This is a genomic window from Oceanobacillus sp. FSL H7-0719 (assembly GCF_045040795.1).
Lineage (GTDB): Bacteria > Bacillota > Bacilli > Bacillales > Amphibacillaceae > Oceanobacillus.
The window spans coordinates 23,171-40,555 of record NZ_CP150301.1 but is presented as its reverse complement, the minus strand read 5'-3'; the positions used below and the strand labels follow the sequence as shown (position 1 = coordinate 40,555).

At 38.5% G+C, this 17,385-nt stretch carries 13 protein-coding genes; 3 read left to right on the top strand and 10 right to left on the bottom strand.

Features of this window, described 5'->3' with window-relative positions:
• Positions 1-76: 76 nt before the first annotated feature.
• Positions 77-853, bottom strand: a complete 777-nt coding sequence (locus NST93_RS00170; RefSeq protein ID WP_405100037.1) for a sugar phosphate isomerase/epimerase family protein — start codon at positions 851-853, stop codon at positions 77-79.
• A gap of 36 nt (positions 854-889) precedes the next feature.
• The gene (locus NST93_RS00165; RefSeq protein ID WP_405100035.1) at positions 890-1,981 is read right to left on the bottom strand and encodes a Gfo/Idh/MocA family protein; all 1,092 of its coding nucleotides are present in this window, start codon (positions 1,979-1,981) and stop codon (positions 890-892) included.
• 114 nt (positions 1,982-2,095) lie between these two features.
• Between NST93_RS00165 and NST93_RS00160 the strand changes: the two genes are divergently transcribed.
• A complete protein-coding gene (locus NST93_RS00160; RefSeq protein ID WP_405100033.1) occupies positions 2,096-2,872 on the top strand; it encodes a helix-turn-helix domain-containing protein in 777 nt (258 codons plus the stop codon).
• 77 nt (positions 2,873-2,949) lie between these two features.
• Positions 2,950-3,666 carry a DUF2161 family putative PD-(D/E)XK-type phosphodiesterase gene (locus NST93_RS00155; protein WP_405100031.1) on the top strand — a complete coding sequence of 239 codons (717 nt, stop codon included), beginning with the start codon at positions 2,950-2,952 and terminating at the stop codon, positions 3,664-3,666.
• A gap of 287 nt (positions 3,667-3,953) precedes the next feature.
• Here NST93_RS00155 and NST93_RS00150 read toward each other — a convergent pair whose 3' ends face one another.
• The 4 genes from NST93_RS00150 to NST93_RS00135 form a co-directional block, all read right to left on the bottom strand.
• Positions 3,954-4,130, bottom strand: a complete 177-nt coding sequence (locus tag NST93_RS00150; protein ID WP_405100029.1) for a hypothetical protein — start codon at positions 4,128-4,130, stop codon at positions 3,954-3,956.
• Positions 4,131-4,260: 130 nt separating this feature from the next.
• Positions 4,261-5,019 (bottom strand): hypothetical protein, encoded by a 759-nt coding sequence (locus NST93_RS00145; RefSeq protein ID WP_405100027.1) that lies wholly within the window; start codon positions 5,017-5,019, stop codon positions 4,261-4,263.
• Positions 5,020-5,630: 611 nt separating this feature from the next.
• Positions 5,631-6,176: a hypothetical protein gene (locus NST93_RS00140; protein ID WP_405100025.1), complete on the bottom strand. Its 546-nt coding sequence runs from the start codon at positions 6,174-6,176 to the stop codon at positions 5,631-5,633.
• Positions 6,177-6,396: 220 nt separating this feature from the next.
• Positions 6,397-6,789: a hypothetical protein gene (locus tag NST93_RS00135; protein WP_405100023.1), complete on the bottom strand. Its 393-nt coding sequence runs from the start codon at positions 6,787-6,789 to the stop codon at positions 6,397-6,399.
• Positions 6,790-7,537: 748 nt separating this feature from the next.
• Between NST93_RS00135 and NST93_RS00130 the strand changes: the two genes are divergently transcribed.
• Positions 7,538-8,941 carry a vWA domain-containing protein gene (locus NST93_RS00130; RefSeq protein WP_405100021.1) on the top strand — a complete coding sequence of 468 codons (1,404 nt, stop codon included), beginning with the start codon at positions 7,538-7,540 and terminating at the stop codon, positions 8,939-8,941.
• 374 nt (positions 8,942-9,315) lie between these two features.
• Here NST93_RS00130 and NST93_RS00125 read toward each other — a convergent pair whose 3' ends face one another.
• Genes NST93_RS00125 through NST93_RS00110 form a run of 4 tightly spaced genes read right to left on the bottom strand, consistent with a single transcriptional unit; the run spans position 9,316 to position 17,048 of the window.
• Positions 9,316-13,749, bottom strand: coding sequence for a hypothetical protein (locus NST93_RS00125; RefSeq protein WP_405100019.1), 4,434 nt, complete (start codon positions 13,747-13,749; stop codon positions 9,316-9,318).
• The gene (locus tag NST93_RS00120) at positions 13,727-14,473 is read right to left on the bottom strand and encodes a DUF6063 family protein (RefSeq protein WP_405100017.1); all 747 of its coding nucleotides are present in this window, start codon (positions 14,471-14,473) and stop codon (positions 13,727-13,729) included. The genes NST93_RS00125 and NST93_RS00120 overlap by 23 nt, the downstream gene beginning before the upstream one ends.
• Positions 14,470-15,978: a hypothetical protein gene (locus NST93_RS00115; protein ID WP_405100016.1), complete on the bottom strand. Its 1,509-nt coding sequence runs from the start codon at positions 15,976-15,978 to the stop codon at positions 14,470-14,472. The genes NST93_RS00120 and NST93_RS00115 overlap by 4 nt, the downstream gene beginning before the upstream one ends.
• The gene (locus tag NST93_RS00110) at positions 15,975-17,048 is read right to left on the bottom strand and encodes a Wadjet anti-phage system protein JetD domain-containing protein (RefSeq protein WP_405100014.1); all 1,074 of its coding nucleotides are present in this window, start codon (positions 17,046-17,048) and stop codon (positions 15,975-15,977) included. Before NST93_RS00110 ends, NST93_RS00115 begins: the two co-directional genes overlap by 4 nt.
• Positions 17,049-17,385 lie beyond the last annotated feature (337 nt).

The window sequence follows — 17,385 nt, the reverse complement described above, 5'->3', positions numbered from 1 at the left end:
GCCATGTCGCTACACCATATAGTTAAGTTGAAGCGTTCTTAACTATATGGTGTAGCGACATGGCTGGTATAGGTAATTATGAAATTGACTCATTAACTAATTTTGCTTGTAAATAATCAAAACTGATTTGTATGCTTTCAAATGGGGAACGTTTACTTTGATCCTGTTCCACAATCCACCATTTAGTATTAGACTCACTTCCTTGACGAAGTACCCCGTCCAAATCTACTCCACCAGTTCCTAGTTCTGCAAAAAACTTTTCTCCATCTGTGGTCATGTCTTTTAAATGAATTAATGGAGTACGATTATTATACCGTTTCACCCATTCTGCTGGGTCTTCACCGGCTCTGGTTAACCAGTAAATATCAAGTTCTGTTTGCACCCATTCTGGATTCGTTTCTTCAAACAATAATTCAAGCGGTTTCTTTCCATTACTTAATGGGACTAATTCAAAATCATGGTTATGGTAAACAAAAGTAATTCCTTCTTCATAACATTTTTTTCCTATACGATTTAAGATTGGAATGAGGTCATCGTAATCTTGTTCCCTTCTTCTATTTGGAAGCAGAAATGGGCAAACGAGATGCTTACTTCCAATTTCATGTTGATATTCAATCACTTGATCTAATTCTAAGTCTAACTCTAATGTAGTAAGTGGGACATGACTGGATGCAGCTTTCAATTCAAGGTCATCTAACACTTTCTTTAATTCTTTTGCTGTTAAATCCCCGTACCCGGCAAATTCTACACCTTGATAACCAATTTCTGCTACTTTCTTCAATGTACCAACAAAATCTTTGCTGCTTTCCTCATGTAATGTAAACATCTGTAACCCTATTGGAATCGCATTCATTTTTGAACACTCCTTCTAAATTAATTCATTTTTTAGTTAAGCTTTTAAATTAGATTTGTCTTTTAATAATAGTGGCTTTTTACACATACTTTCCATAATGTAATGTTTTCCTTCTTCGGATGAGCGATGAATTCCATGCATGATTTCCAGTACATGTAATGCCTTGCTGCCATCTGCACGGGCTGTTCTGCCTTTCTCTATGGCATCTGCCATATCTACAAGACCAATTCCACGCATATTAACATCCACTTTTCCGGATGGCTGGCATTCCTTCCATGTATCTTCTCCATATTTTTTTACTAATAGTGGTTGATTGAACTGATTCGGATCAGGCAAACTGATCGTGCCATTTTCTCCATATATTTCAATAAATGGAGTACGAGTAGCTGATACATCAAAACTCGTTGTAATACTAGCAGTTGCTCCATTATGAAAATCTAATAATCCAGATACATGTGTTGGAACTTGGACTGTTATTTTTTCTCCGTGTTTCCCAGGACTTGTGATGGTACGTTCTGGAAATGAGATATGTGCAGACCCGGCAACACGGCTAACAGGGCCCATTAAACTAACAAGTGCCGTAAGATAATATGGTCCCATATCATACATTGGGCCACCGCCCTTTTGATAGAAAAATTCAGGGTTTGGATGCCATGATTCTGGGCCACGTGACATCATCAATGCCGTTGCACCAACCAGTTTTCCGATTACTCCATCCTCGATTAATTCACCAGCAAGTTGAATGCTTCCTCCTAAGAAAGTATCTGGTGCCGAGCAAACGATTACATTATTTTGTTTAGCTTTTTGAACAACCCTCTTTCCATCTTCAAACGAAATTGCAAACGGCTTTTCAGAATAAACATGTTTCCCTTTTTCAATAGCTTGAAAGGACACCTTTGCATGAGATTTTGGTATGGTTAAATTTAAGATGATATCTGCCTCATCAGAAGAAGTGATTTCTTCAACCGTCAATACTTTAGCTATACCATATGTTTTCGAAAGCTTCACTGCTTTCTCCATTTCTAAATCAGCACAAGCAACAATTTCAAACTCTTTGAAGCCAGAGCTGTTTTTTAAGTAGATGTCGCTTATGTTGCCACAACCAACTACTCCCACTTTTAGAGCCATAGTCACACCCCTTTATTACTTATTTAACTAAATAATATATGATAGCCTTATATATGAACATAAATGATATAATTAAAACATCTACTATTTTGCTATTTTTTAATGGAGGAATATATGAAAACCAATATATTTTTTTGCGGATATTCTTATCATACACAAGGATTTCACACACAACATAAGTCAGGATTTCCTGGCTATCTTTTTCGCCTGCAAACAGATGGTGAATGCGAGGCAATAGTAAATGGCAAAAAAGTCGAACTAAAGAAGGGGAATCTACTATTAATTCGACCAGGAGATTACTATGAATTACTAATAAAAGAGAACGAAAATAGTGGAGATTATTTTATAGGCTGTAAAGGGAGTTGGATTGATAACTGGTGGAGACGTTCTACTAAGCCAGCTGTCTCACGAATTGACCTTAATGAAAGAATTCTCGCATTATGGAATGGTATAATTGTAGAAACTCGTCGCCCAACCTCGAAAGAAAATGAAGAGCTTATCGACTATTTACTAAGATCACTTTGCTTAACATTAGAACGAGCTGTGAAAGAAGGCACCACCTCTTCTAATTATCCATATCCAGTCACACGGATGATGAGGTATATTGAAGAACATGCGACAACTAGCATTAAAATCGGGGAAGTTTCCGAATATGCTGGTCTTAGTATATCTAGGGCAGGGCATTTATTTAAACAGAACGTCGGTAAAACCATGATAGGATATGCACAGGAAATTCGCCTATCTATTGCTATTGAACAGATGAAGTTTACGACGTTGACACTGGAACATATCGCTGAAACTTCTGGCTTTAGTGCTTACCCTTATTTTCATAAGGTATTTAAGAAGAAGTACGGGGTGGCACCAGGAGAATATAGAAAGCGCACACAATAGACAAACAAAATGAAGAAGGAAGCCGAATAGAAAATTATTTTATCAGTTGTTACTATAGAAAATTGAGTTGGTGTTCCATGAGCGAAATTAAAATTTATGAAACAGATTTATATGAACCTATTCAACATTATTTTCATTCACAAGGATATGAGGTTCAAGCTGAAGTGAATGATTGTGATATAGTCGCATTTAAAGACGACACATTAATTATTGTTGAACTAAAATTAAACTTAAATATCACGTTGCTTATGCAAGCGGCAAAACGACAAAGATATACACCTGATGTTTACATTGCGATTCAAAGACCAAAAACGAGTTTACGAAGGCGCAAGTGGCGTGATCTAGTCCATCTTGTCCGGCGGTTAGAACTAGGGTTGATTTTAGTTTCATTTGAAGGTAAAAAGCCAAGCATTCAAATTGTACATGAGCCCGGGCCGTTTGATCGTAAACGAAGCACGCAACAAAGTAAAAAGGGCCGAGATAAGTTAATGAAAGAAGCTAGAGAGAGAAGAAGTAACTCTAATATTGGGGGAAGTAGCCAGGTACCGACGATAACCGCTTATAAGGAAACAAGTATTCAAATCGCATTTTATCTGGATTATCTAGGTCCAATGTCGGCAAATGAGTTAAAGAAGTTGAATACCGGCGAGCGAACATATGGCATTTTGTATAATAATTACTACAAATGGTTTAAGCGGATTGATCGAGGGATTTATGATTTAACAGATTTAGGAAAAAAAGAATACAAAAATTATCCGGAAATAATTAAGCTGTATGGGAAATCGGATTTGTAGGGAATGGTGGAGAACTGCACTAATGAGAACCTTCTCCATGCATCATCTTGAATAATAACCAACATACCTTCATAAGATAATTGCATCTTCTAAATATAAGGATGGATACGGATGATGAATGATAAAAGGATATATATCGTAAGTCGTTACCTTCATCGTCAGCCAGTGAACGAGAAAAATAAATTATTTAATGGTTATCATTTTCAAAAGGGAGAAAGAGTAGCTCGTCCATTCTCTTCATTCTATCCCGAACCAAGGAGCATACAAAAAGTTCCGTTGACAGTTAATCAGCGGAACTTTTTCTTATATCTTTGATTGTATAACTCATTGATGGATCTCGCCTTGCCTTTCAATTCACCAGACTGCTTTCTAATACCATATCTTTGTATAATTCTCCGTTCACGAGGAGACATTTTCTTCTGTTCATCTACGCTAATAATTTTATCTTCTTCCTTTACTCGCATAGAAACTCCTCCTTTTATAAGAATTATACCACGAATTCAAATCTGTAATCTAACGTTTAATATTTTCGAGCTGCATCCAGTATATCTTTCTCCGTTAATAGCTGAATCATGATATTCGTATCAAATAAGATCATTGCATAACCAAGAAGTTCTCAAAGGTTTCTTGGTCATAAGTATGAAATTGTTGATCATATTCTCTACGTACTACTGCGACAGCTTCATCTGTATCTATCACCGGAACAATTCCGACAAGAATATTTTCTCCTCTTATTAACCGGTTGATATAAGTAGTTTTCGATTTAACAATTTCCTGTTGACTCAGTGACCTATACAGTTTCCTTTCTTCTCTCCCCCTTAATCCAGATGGTTCTATAATATCAATGGTTAGAGCTAATTCATTACTATACTCAAGCGTGTTGGTTTTATAACTGTCAGTAAGAAATTGCAATACCTCTTTCAATTCAAAAAAGCCATTATCTAATAAATATCTAATATTTTCTGTGTGATTATGTAACATTGTCGATGTATAAAGAAATTGATTAGCTACTTCTTTCTCTCTAGTAGAACGATATTCGAATTCCATTTCCATTTTAAATAGCTTAATCCGTTTAAAGGGTAACATTGTTATAAAGTGTGCAAAAAAGGTACCAAATATTATAATAATAGTTGTTGCAAGCATACTAATAAAAATTGGTCTAGCAAAATGTTCAGAATTATTTGAAGAGTTATTGAACATTGGATTATTTGTATAGTAAATATACATGTAAATACCGAAACCAATAGCACCAGGTATTATTATAGCCATTAAAATAAAATATATCTCTTGTCTTCGATCACTAATCCAGTCGATAACGCGTAGTACAAAGTGAAAGAATCGATTTTTATGCATTATATAAACCATCCCCATGTTTTTTACGCCTAGCTTACTTTTATGCAGTTTTGCAATTTCGGATTTAAATATAAGATGATTAACCTCCTCTAGTCAGTAAAATGCCAGCTTTTGCTCATTTCAAATAATAGACTATTTAACTTGTCAGCAGACAAGATGTTTTATGTATCGACACTCCCTATGCTGGTGGCATTGCAGGTTGAAATATAGCCGAGACATACCAAGCAGAATTCGAAATTGTCGAATCCTGTATGGATGTGCAGATTTAAATAATCGGGGTAGCACACGTGATCCCACCTTCAATCCCTCTCAGCAGTACTTAAAACAATAGAACCGTCCCCATCCGTCACTCACTCGCCCTGCTAGTATAAATGAGGCGCAACCAACAGGGACCACAAAAATGCTGTTCCTCTTCACGATAACAAAGAGAAAGACCCTTCATTGAAGATTGAATGCAATAAAGGACCTTTGCGCTGTACTCATGTTATCACTCAAAGCAGATTTGCTTTGCTGGAAGAACCCCCTTACCATTTAGGGTTGGTTGCATTAAAGTCGTTGAGCCAGTTCTCTCGTTCATTCTTGATAATAAATTGTATTCTCTTTTACATGAGTTACACCATAAACGTACCTTTCAGCGCCCATTCCATTCTACTTAATAGTAAATTTCTAGTTAATTCACCTGTCACATTAAACACTTGCAAATTAAATACTGGATTTTTTTGATCTGAATAATTTTTCCATTGTTCTGCAACATACGCTAAATCTGATGCCTTGATTAAAGCAACGTCCGTATCCTCTTCGGAAAATGCCTTTAATTTTTGCGCCTGAGCTACGGCTTCCTTCGAATAATCGTGGACAATGATTAGGAATAGTGTTACTCGCATTTTCTCAGAACGTATATATCTAAGGAATTGGTTAAAATTTTTCTCAGAGAATGTGTACGGTTCTTCCGTACTTTTATTGTCCCATAATAGAACTTCCCGCTTATTGAATTGAACTTTACCGTCAGGATGTCTCGTTCCCTCCATATCCATTAAATCTAACCCAAACTTTTTTTCAAAAATATAACGTGTGGCATCCTCAAAGTAATTATCAACATTTACATCTTTTTCGATAATTTTATTTACGCGTAGAGTCTTATAGTCCCTTGCAGCCAATTCTACATCAACGATGGGTGCTGAGATTACAATTCCAAGTGTTCTAATTGATAAAATTGATCAGTAAAGTGGCTCTGTGTTATTTTACTCATTCAGTATTGTATATTTAAACCTTAAACTGAATTGAATACAACCTTACGAAAATAAAAGCTCCCTATTGTGTCTAATACGCAATAGGGAGCTTTATAATATTCGAGAATTAATTCAAAAAACATCATTTTTACTTTTTCTTTTTAAAAACTTTAAACAAGAAGTAAATGAGCACTGCTGATACAGCATAAATCAGAAATAACACAATAAATCCCCATAATCCCATAACTGCATCAGCAAACTCCATATTTCCTCTGTTCGTAATTGCTTGCTGCAACTCGATGGCAAAGACGAGGACAACCATAACTGTAAACGTATAAATAAAGGAAGTAATAGCCGTACTCCATTTCATTTTTTCAATGAGTTTAAAGAAAAAATACACGATGAAGAACGTTACCATACCAATAATACCAATTATCCAGAAATGCAGCTGCTTATCCGACATGTGTAAACCAAGCATATCGATTAATAGATCATGAATGTTATTAACAATTTCCGCTAATATAATAACTATTTCTTTCAAAGGAAACCTCCTAAACTTCAATGGTTAAATAATGAAGTTAACCACAGTTTACTATAAAGCTATGATAATAAACATAGGATGATGCTTTTGTGAAATTAATTGTATCTAAAGCCTACTATACAAAAACAATATGTGGAAGACAACCTATGAAATATTAAATCTAGTAGAACAGTTTTTTTACTAATAGCGTCTCTAGCTTGAATTATTTCAATCGTCGTTTTCCTATACAATAATAAGTAACCGCGCCCAACCAGGTTAGCGAGTACTTATTATTGTAAGATAACCATCCTTTTGCTTATTAGGATTAAGGATGCTTATTTCTTTTTTTCCGAGAATACAACGAAGATAAGTGCTCCAAATGTGAGCATTATAATCATCGGTTCAAATACTGTCATAAGACATTACAGGCTAAGCCATGGAAAAGAGAATCTACTGTCTCAGGGCCTGATATTCAGACATTTACTGGAAGTCTAGTTGGTGCTTTAACAATATTGGGGGAAGTGACAGGCACTGGGAATTCGAGTCTGAATCCATTACCGTTAGAAGAAGAAATTAATTGACTGATACTCCCCTTCAATTTGTAGACGAACTCCCCAACAAGTTCGATGTTTCGAATGCCATTTAGTCTTCGAGAAAGCAATCCACATAAACTTTCATGACTTTCTTCCCATTTCTATATCCCCGACCATTTTCGACAGTAAAGTGGTACACTGGATATAAAATTATGAAAATGGGGGAAAGGGAATTTATGAGATTTAGAAACATGATCTTATGGATATTTATTTTACTTGCGCTTACTGCTTGTAGTGATCAAGCAGCTGATGAAAAAAAACTTGATGTTCCGGATCAGTCAAATGTTAGCGACAATACGATTGAAGAAGACGATGAGCAAATGAAGGAGACTATTTCAGATGTAGAAGATGAAGAGGAAGAAATCGTAGTCGCCCCACTACCTCAAACACTAGCTGAGCTGGCTGCACTCCCTCCTGGAAAAATTGAGTATGTTGGTATTCTCAATCCCGATGAACAGAAGGAAATGGACGAATTAACAAAAGATTTACCCGATATTTCTGGCGAGCCAACACAGCAACAATTGGATGCATATTATAATGAATTATTATCTATTTTCCAGCAAGATTTCAGAGGTCCAGAAGAACTCATTTCCCAGTTAAAGTTTCAGTCAATCGGTGAGCCAGATGTGGAGGATCCGCGTAAGCAATTCAAGGAAAATCTGAATGTGCTTGTACTTCTTGATGCATCAGGAAGTATGGGAGCGTATCTTGACGGACAGACGCAAATGGATGCTGCCAAGACAGCTATCACTAATTTTATGGAAGAACTGCCAAAGGATGCAAATGTCGGACTGCGAATTTATGGTCATAAAGGAACTGGAAGCAGCGAGGATAAAGATTTATCTTGTTCGAGCAGTGAATTGGTTTATCCGCTTGCCTCTTATGACAAAAGTGCATTTCAAACTTCTTTAGATAAAACGCAGCCAGCGGGTTGGACGCCAATTCAACTTGCTTTGAATGAAGCCCAAAAGGATTTAGAGAAATTTAATGGTGAAGAAAATACGAATATCGTCTACCTTGTAAGCGATGGAATTTCTACATGTGATGATGACCCTGTGGATGCAGCTAAGTCCCTTTACAATTCCAATATTACCCCAATTGTAAACGTCATCGGCTTCAATATCGATAATGAAGGACAGAAACAATTGAAAGAAGTGGCTAAGGCGACGGAAGGAACATATCAAGATGTTCAAAATGCGGAAAGTCTCCAAAAAGAATTGGATCAAGCGGCAGAAATCGCCAAAAAATGGGAAGACTGGAAAAGGCATAAAAATACTTCATTAGAACATGACCGCCTTAAAAATTGGCAGGCCATTTGGGGATTTGATGCCCAAGAATATAGAAAACGAGTAGACGAAGGTCAACAAGTTGGTTTCGCATTGCAGTATTTGTATCAAACAAGGAAATTAATGTCCGAAGAAAGTCATGACTATTTGCGGAAGAAAAACGGGGAATATCATACGTGGATAGAGGACGAATATACGAAACTAAAAGGATCATTGTATGAATTGAATGACAAGAATATCGATGAAGCGATACAAATACTTGAAGAAAAGTATATGGAGAATACTGGTGAGTAAACAAGTATCTAGAACCATGCTAAGCTTACGAATAATTTGTTTTTCTTAATAATAGCGACTCTAACTACATAAGAGGTAACCGTCTGTCCGACATGGTTAGCGAGTACTTCTTTTTGTAAATTAATATTGATTAGCCGCTCTTTATGCAATTTGTAGTAGTCGGTACAGAGCAGTTGACTGCTACTCAATACTGTCGATGGTGGGATGCAGGCTGACTAAATAACTCTTTCATTTGATAAAGAATAATAATCCCCCTCTGTTCGTCAACAAATATTTACGATCAGAGGGGGAACTTTGTTTTAAATGAAAAACCTTAATTTTCTACTACCAAGCACTTTGACAAAATGGAAAAGTGACAGGCACCAATAACTCCCCTAAAGTATCCGCATCGCCGGTACAATCGTATCCGAGATAATCTCTTTTCCATTTTCACGAATAAAGTCCAGTTTATAATAGGCTTCAAATCGTTGACTAATTTCTGTTTTAACCAATTCAGGTGGTGTAACGATAATGAATTGGAATCTTAGTTTATCCGCTACAGCGAAGATCGGATCTAAAACATGGGCAGATGCTGCTTGACCGAATGGATTATCGACAACTAATGGAACCCAGCTTTGATCGGTTTCACTTTTCACGGATAATAGCATCATCATCATGACCATACGTGCGGATAATTTTTGTCCACCACTTCCATCTGATTTGGTTTTGGAACCTTGATTGATCGTTTGCCATGTGGAATAATGCTCCCGTTGGGCTTTGCCGTACATAAAGGCATTATCGGTTCGCATATTATAGACAAGCAGCTCCGGGTAGCGATTCCTAAGCGCCACAAAAAGAATTCTCTCATCACTGACAAGGCTTTTAATTTCTTTATCTAATGTTCGGTTTTGATCATCAATAAAGTCAAATTGCTTCGTAATTTGCTGAATTGCTGAAACAAAATGTTGACTTAACAGCGGTTCAATTTCCTCTGATCTTTTCGGTAAGATATCCTCTTTCAGCTGGACAAGCGGGAAAGTGCCTCGTTCATTTTTCAGTCTCATTTTCGCAATCATCGAGCGAATCGCTTCGGCAATACTCATCACTTTCATGCTGGCGCGGCTAGCCCAGAAGTTCTGCGCTTTTTCCGCTCTTTCTTTATCCCGCTCCAACTGTTCCAATCCACTTTGGGAGAAACGTTTCATATTTTTTACGATGCTCCCGACATGGTCGTAATGTCTCGTATCCAGGTGATCCAATGTCGTTAACACTTCATTTTTAAAGCGAATCTCCCAGTCTTTGCCTTCGATGGTCAGTTTTAAATTTCTTAGGGATTGATCAATCTTCGCATGCTTCTCTTGGCCTTTATCCTGTAAAGCTTGATGGTGATCACACCAGGAGAGGATACTTGCTTTTCCTTGACTCTTAATTTTTTCAATATCCTCTTCCGTAAAGGCGGACGATTCTTCTTTCAAAATAACAGAGAGTGTCAGCATATCGCCTTCATAACTCGTTATATTTGCTTCCGCATCTTTTTGACGTTTTTCTGTTTGCTTGATTTCCTCTTTTGTCTTTTTCGTTTGGTCCTTAATCGCCACCGCTTTTACTTCTAAATCCAAATCTTCCCAAGCCGTCACTTCCTTCTCATGCTTGGCTACCTTTTTCTCCGCTTTCGTTCGCTCTTTGACAGCATGCTCCACCGATGTTTCTGCAACCGTAACTGCCTTTTCCTGTGCGCGCTCTTCTTTTTCGGCAGCTCTTAGATCCTTACTTGCGCTCTGCTGCATCGACTCGATAATGGAAATCGGTTCATCTGGGACGGTTGCATCCTTCCAGTCCTCGTTTTGCGCAGCTAGTTTTCTCTCCAGCTTCTTTTGCTGCTTCTGTTCACTATCTTTTTTCGCTTGATTAACGAGTAACTCTTGGGCTTGCTCTTCTTTCGACTTTTGCAAATTTCGCAGCGCTTCGATACTTCCCAGCAGCTCTTCTAAAATATGTTCGGATAGTGAGGGTACTTCCTCGGTGAGTTCCCCCTTTTCCTCCTTTGGAAACGCGGCGTCTTCAATAAAGAAGGCAATCTCTTTCATGGAATGCTCGATCTGCAGTTTCCACTCTAAGTACGTGTGATTCCATTTATTCGCTGAGTCAGCGAATTCTTCATGGGTTTGACTTACCTCTTCTTGTTCTTTCGTCAATGCTTTCTTCCGTTTTTCCTTTTCGAGTTTGACCCGTTTATTCTCTTCATAGAGCTTCTTCTCTTCTTGAAATTCGATTAATCTAGCAATATTTGAAGTAAGCTCCTCTAGTTTCTGCTCGGTCTTTTCCAGCTCCTCTTTTAATTGCAATTGGATTTCCTTTTCATTCGCTTGCTTCGTAATGATTTCTTGTAATTCCGTTTTCTTGAGCTGGAGTGCACTTTTTTCAGCGTCTAATGCTTTTTCGATGGTCACGGAAAGCTCACCTGATACAAAGCGATCGATTTCCTTCAGTAACCGTCGATAGGCCGTTTCTGTTTTTTCCAATTCATCGAGTGTATGGATTTTCTCTTCAATGGCTTTCTCGATTTGAATTTTCCAATTTGAAAATTGGTTTTTATCGATTAAAAGTTCTTTTTCCGTACCGTTTAAGACAACCAACGCAGCTTGCTCCGAAGTACCTTTCATTCCCTCCCGTAAGAAAATCGGAACGGGACTATGGAATAAGCGTTGGGTAAGCAATTGTTGATTGATTTTTTCCCATTGTTGCCCATATACGACTAAACCATAGGGAAGCAGCGGGTAGTTCACTAAATGATTTGCTAATTCTTCTGGGCTTAGCGATTGAAGAAATTGACTGCCATAGAAGACATCGATTCCTGTCTTCTCATCAATCCATTCCTTTAATTCTTTGACATCTTTATTCGCAATCCAGAATTGTTCATCATTTAAGGACGCATCGAGCTGCGTTTCCCATAATCCCTTTTTGGTGCCTTCCACTTGGACTAGATTTTGTTTTAATAACTCTTCCAGCTCAAGGCCATATTTGGATAAAGCGGCATGTGTGAACGGTTCGGTTACGGAATCGAGCAGTCCATGAAGCTTGGAAGCGAGTTTTTCTTCTTTCGCTTTTTGTTCTTCATTCGAACGCTCCAACTCTTCACATCTCTCTTCAGAATACGTGATCGATTGAGTTAACGTCCCGTGTGATGCTGCGAGTTGATTTTGCCGATTGCTTGCTGCCTGACGCCCGTTCTCGATTTCTTCTACACGTTTCGTTCGATCTTCCACTTGTTTCGTCAAGCTTTCAATGACTCCCGGTAAATCATAGGTCATGCGGCTGCCAAATTCCTTCGTTACATCCGTTTCTTTCGCCTCGAAGGAACTCATATCGAGATAAAGACGATCGATTTCTGTACTTATTCTCGCAATCTCCTTCGTCTTTTGTTTATCAAGTCTTCCCAGTTCTGTGGTTCGCTTTTTCAAATACTTTTGATAACCGAAATACTGCTTCACATTGGCCTGGATTGCTTCAGAGGAAACTTCCCATTGTTTTGCAGCCTCTTCCTTGATTTCATCCATTTTCTGATTGACTTCAAGAAGCCCGCTGTTTTCTTCTAAGCGCGCAATGGCCTGAGAAAGGGATTGAATCGTTAGTTCGACCTCGTTCCACTCTTTTAATAAAAGGTCAAAGCTTAGCTGGTCTTTCCGTTCTTGTTTTTCTTTGACCACTTCTTGTAAATCCTTCTGTTTCTTCTGTTCCTCGTCTAATTTCTTTTCCCAATCTAATACTTCACGATGGGCTTCTGCAAAGATTAGATTGTCTTTTTGATAGCGCAGATCTTCTTCTTTTTCCAGTAATTTTTCCATCTCACGCTCGAGCGTTAGTAAGTTCTCTTCCTCCAGCTTTTTCAAATGCTCCAATGCACCAAGGAGCTGCTTCCCTTCCTTCACACTATCCTCGACGATTGTCTTGTGCTCGATACCTGCAGCCAAATGTTCTTCAAACGGAACAATATCTTCGAGAAATTCTTTATGGGCTTGTTCCCGTTTTAAGAGAACGGGCAAATCTTTTGCGATACTCGCCTGACTTTTAAAAATTTCAACTAAGTCGTTCTTTTGATGTTCGGTTTTATGTAAAACTTGACTAATCGTAGGAATAATCCGCTTTTGGAAAAGGGAATGATCGTCTTCCGCTCCTTCGAAATATTTCCCTACGCCACCTTCGTCTTTGTTAATCTCTTTTAAAATATCCCAGTCTTTTCGGTTGATTGCGTACGTATCGAGAATTCGATAATGCTTCTTCGTATCCTTATAGACATCAAAACCATTCCAGCGCAAGTAATCCTTCAAATTTTCATCTTCGGCAACCTCGCCATCTTCATAAAGCGGAATATGCTCGAGGTCTGCTTCTTCCTTTGTCTCAAACTCTCTTGTGTAAAACGTAATGTTGGGAATAATTTTCGCTTCTTGTTCCAGTGTTTTGCTTTCCGTTTCCTCATTCATGGATATCCGCTGGCCTGCTGAAAACATTCCACCTGTGATGAGATGACGGTCCGCACCATCCAATTCCCATTGAATGGAAACATGGAAGGTATACGGGATAAACTGCTCTTTATGATTAAAGAAAAACTGCTGATAATACCGATTGTTTTGCTTGCCCCAGGCTGTGCCCGGTTTCACGATTTGGAAAATAGCTTGCAGGAATACACCTTTTCCTCCGCCATTCATCATCGAAATCAGACCGTTTACAGAGGTCTCCTCATTATGAAAATGGAATGTCGTATCTTTATACTGTTTCTGCATGCCATCGTATTTAAGGCCAACAATTCTAATCTTGTGTATCTTCGGCATGCTCACCCTCCTCTTCGCTTACTAATTTTTTCATAAATTCATAGCGTTCATAGTCATGATATAAGTATTCAATTCGCTCAAATAATTCCTGTTTCGGTATGACCTTTGGAATATCGTCCCAGTCGAGAATGACGACAAGCCCTTCTGTTTCAAGTAGCCTCATGCTGCTGGCAATGAGACCGATTCTTGTTCGTTTATTTACTTTTCTCAATGAGGCATCCGCCCGGTCAACCTCCATATACTTCCACATGGTGACGACTTCCTTCATATCAATCCGTTCCTCATCACCGAAGTTCGGCATACTCTTTAAGCTACGATCCCAATTCATAATCAGTTCATCTACTTTTCGTTCGAGGGAGTAAAAGCTGATTCCTTCCCGCTTCGTCCTTATTTTAGCTACCTGATTTTGATCCATACTTGCTAAAAAGGACATCAAGATCACACTCATGAGGTGAAACTGTTTCTTCGTTTCCACTTGGTTATGCTTATCCCGCATATGTGTAAAATTCGTCGCAAAAACAGAGCCTGTTGGCTGCACAACTAAATGAATTCGTTTCGGTGCTTCAATAATATATGTCCCTGATTCGTCCGCCAAGAGTAATACCGTTTGACGCACTTCCGGTTCAAAATAGCTCTCGAAATGCTCGCTCGTTTCATCGATGACTCTTTCCTTTAATAGGGAAAAATAAATCGCGGATGCTTTTTTAATCGTTTCTGCGTTCATCGACTTTCCTCCTCCATACAGATTTTAAATGGAGTTATTTTCATGTCATACCATGTAATTAGCTCGGAGCGATGATCAAACTCCGTATAAATTTTGGCGCCTTCAAATACTTGAAATTGCGGATATTCCTGCATTAGTTTATAAAGCAGGATCTCCCGTTCATCACTCAATGTCTCTTCTTTCCGATGGAGAACTTGCACCCGAAGTGGCTTTTTATCAAACATCATCCATAAATCAATGGTTTCATATTCTTCAAACCACAAATCCTGCACTTCTAAAGGCAGCTCCTTTAAGTCGACTAAAGAAAACTCCTTATACGTTTGGAGATATTGGAACACATAGCTCCATGCTTTCACGACAGAATCCCAGTTCGTGATGCGCACGTGTTGACTGCGCTCTGTCTCCTCCTCGTCTTCCACGATTTCAATTTCCTCTTTTCCATCGAATTCTTGCTCGCCCCAAATCCAATCTAATGGCAAAATGAATTCATTTTTAGGGGAAAATAATGGAGAAAGAATCGTTTCAACGGTTGAAAACGACGCTACTCCCTCTTTCATCAGCCAGTCCTCGTAAATATGCTCCCTGAAGGATACCAAACTGTTTTCCCAAAATAGGGATGGATTTTCCACCTTTAATTTCATTTCATACGAGATATTTTGTATCACGAGCTTCGCAAACCGGTCATGCAGCCCGCGGGAATGACCAATCTTTTCTTGAAGCAAAACAAGTTCCCGATGAATCTGATCATCCTCGGCATTTTGACGTTTAGTTCGTTCAATCATACTCCTAATCGTCCGGAAGTGATTCTTTTCTTCTTCAAATTGCTTTTCAATTTCGATTCGATTATCAGCTCGTTGCTTTTCAGCTTCGATGATGAGGATTTTGGGATTATTGATCATTTCCTGCCCGAAGGAAAATTCCTTCGCCATTAAGCGGTTGACCCTTGAAATGAGGTGATCGAGGTTTCTTGTGGCTTTTTTAAAATTACCGTTTTTAATCAGCTGGATGCTATAGAGTTGTTCAATCGTAATGGAGAATTCTTCTGCCATTTCCCTGCTCATAAAAATCATTTCTTGTGCCACATCTGTTAGCTTATAGACGATCGACTGGCCCATTTCCAAATTCGTATACAAGTCATCCATCGTCACATAACGAAAAACCTGTGTCTCCCAAGCTTGTCTTGCTTCATCATAATAATAAGCTTCAAATGGCTGACTGTATTCTTCTTTCCCAGAATATAATAGCCCACTCGTAATTCGTTCGATTTGCTTCTCATCTGCGAGCAGCTTCATTTGTTTAATCGTATCTTCCACCATATATTTAATATCGGATTTCCGCCGCTCTTCATCATCATTTAACTCACGATAAAAGACCCTGAGCAGCACCTGCATGAGGATCGTTTGAAGATAGGGTTTTAACTCACCCACTTCCATTCCTCTTCCCAACTCAAACAGTGGATTGAGCCTGAGCATCCGTTCTGCAAAGCCTTCCCATGATTCGTTCACATTAAGTTCCTCCATGTTTCGATTGTTAATACTTCTTGGGGAATGCGTTTTTTCTCATCCCAAAGCTTACGTAAAATGTGCTGCTCCTCCTCTGTAAACCACTGGAAAAATGCATCACGATACGCTATATTCCCTGATTGACCGCTCTTTTGGTCATTGCGTTGCTCGATACACGCTAGCATTTTCCGGTAGATTTTCAATGCGGGCTGAATCGTCAGATCAGGAAATTTCTCGATTAACCGAATGAGAATTCCATACCCTGCCGCATCGATGTCACCGGCGTAATAAAAGAGATAATTCTTCGATGGAAACATCTCAAAGAAAAAAGAAAAACTGCGCTCAATTTTCGTCCCTTCCCCATAAATAATCAGTTCAGGCTCATAATCCAGTACGTTTTCTTCCAATAGTCTAACCGCAGTATGGAAGAATGCTAGATTTTCCACAATGAGAACCCGATGAACATCTACATATTCCTTTCCTTGTTTCAACCAAAAAACAAAAGGCTCCCCGTATTTTACCATTTTTAACGCTTCTTCTGAAACCCCAATTCGAGTTAAAAATCCTTTCCCCTCCGGAAACTCCTTCGCATCTTGCAGAAACTTTTCATGACCAAAAAGCTCCAAGCTTCTTTCTTCCATGGACACCACTTCTCGAACGTCTGCGGTTTGTAAGAAGGTATATAATTTCACAATCCGTTCCCACTCTTCTTTCGTTTGGTATTCCGGATGCGCTTCATAATAGGAAAAATAAAACGTGTCACTTAACCGCATCATCTCCAGCCGGTCCCACTTCGATGCTTTAGCTTTCATATTTACCCAGTAATACAGTGAAAGAGCTGGTGACTTCCCATTAAGTTGTTTATTATGTATCGGAGAAAGCACGCCCTCCTCCTGCATTGTTTCAATCGCTTCGTAAAACAGTTGATAGCCATTCATTTCAAAATAATTATCTAATAGTCTCCTAAGCTGGAGTTCTAAGTCATTGATATTGATTTTCTTTTTTTGTTTCGGGTGTTGAATGTCCGTAATAAATCCACGCACTCGTGTTTCTATAATATTGATTGTGTTCACCTGCTTTGTTTTCTGGATCTATGACAATATGTATCTCGTAATTGTCTTTCTCTATTATAAACTAAATTAGGGAGTGGTGGGGAAGGGAATGGTTGGTGGGTAGGTATAAAGGTAATTGTTCATTTGGGGCTTTTGAGTGATTAAATAATGAACTGTGCCTGGCACCTTTCATAAAGGACCTAGAACTCAGACAAAATTCGGATGATTGCTGACTTTGAATGATGACTAGACCTTCTTGATTGCACAGATAGATGAAGCAAACAGGTATTTTCAAAGGGTTTTGAGAGTTTCAGTAAAAGTGGAAAATAAATCAGTGGCTAGAATATAGACGATGTTC

Coding starts and splice junctions, on each gene's coding strand:
- NST93_RS00120 (WP_405100017.1), bottom strand. CDS start 14,473: ATGAACGCAGAAACGATTAAAAAAGCATCCGCGATTTATTTTTCCCTA.
- NST93_RS00170 (WP_405100037.1), bottom strand. CDS start 853: ATGAATGCGATTCCAATAGGGTTACAGATGTTTACATTACATGAGGAA.
- NST93_RS00165 (WP_405100035.1), bottom strand. CDS start 1,981: ATGGCTCTAAAAGTGGGAGTAGTTGGTTGTGGCAACATAAGCGACATC.
- NST93_RS00145 (WP_405100027.1), bottom strand. CDS start 5,019: ATGCATAAAAATCGATTCTTTCACTTTGTACTACGCGTTATCGACTGG.
- NST93_RS00125 (WP_405100019.1), bottom strand. CDS start 13,749: ATGCCGAAGATACACAAGATTAGAATTGTTGGCCTTAAATACGATGGC.
- NST93_RS00155 (WP_405100031.1), top strand. CDS start 2,950: ATGAGCGAAATTAAAATTTATGAAACAGATTTATATGAACCTATTCAA.
- NST93_RS00150 (WP_405100029.1), bottom strand. CDS start 4,130: ATGCGAGTAAAGGAAGAAGATAAAATTATTAGCGTAGATGAACAGAAG.
- NST93_RS00160 (WP_405100033.1), top strand. CDS start 2,096: ATGAAAACCAATATATTTTTTTGCGGATATTCTTATCATACACAAGGA.
- NST93_RS00130 (WP_405100021.1), top strand. CDS start 7,538: ATGAGATTTAGAAACATGATCTTATGGATATTTATTTTACTTGCGCTT.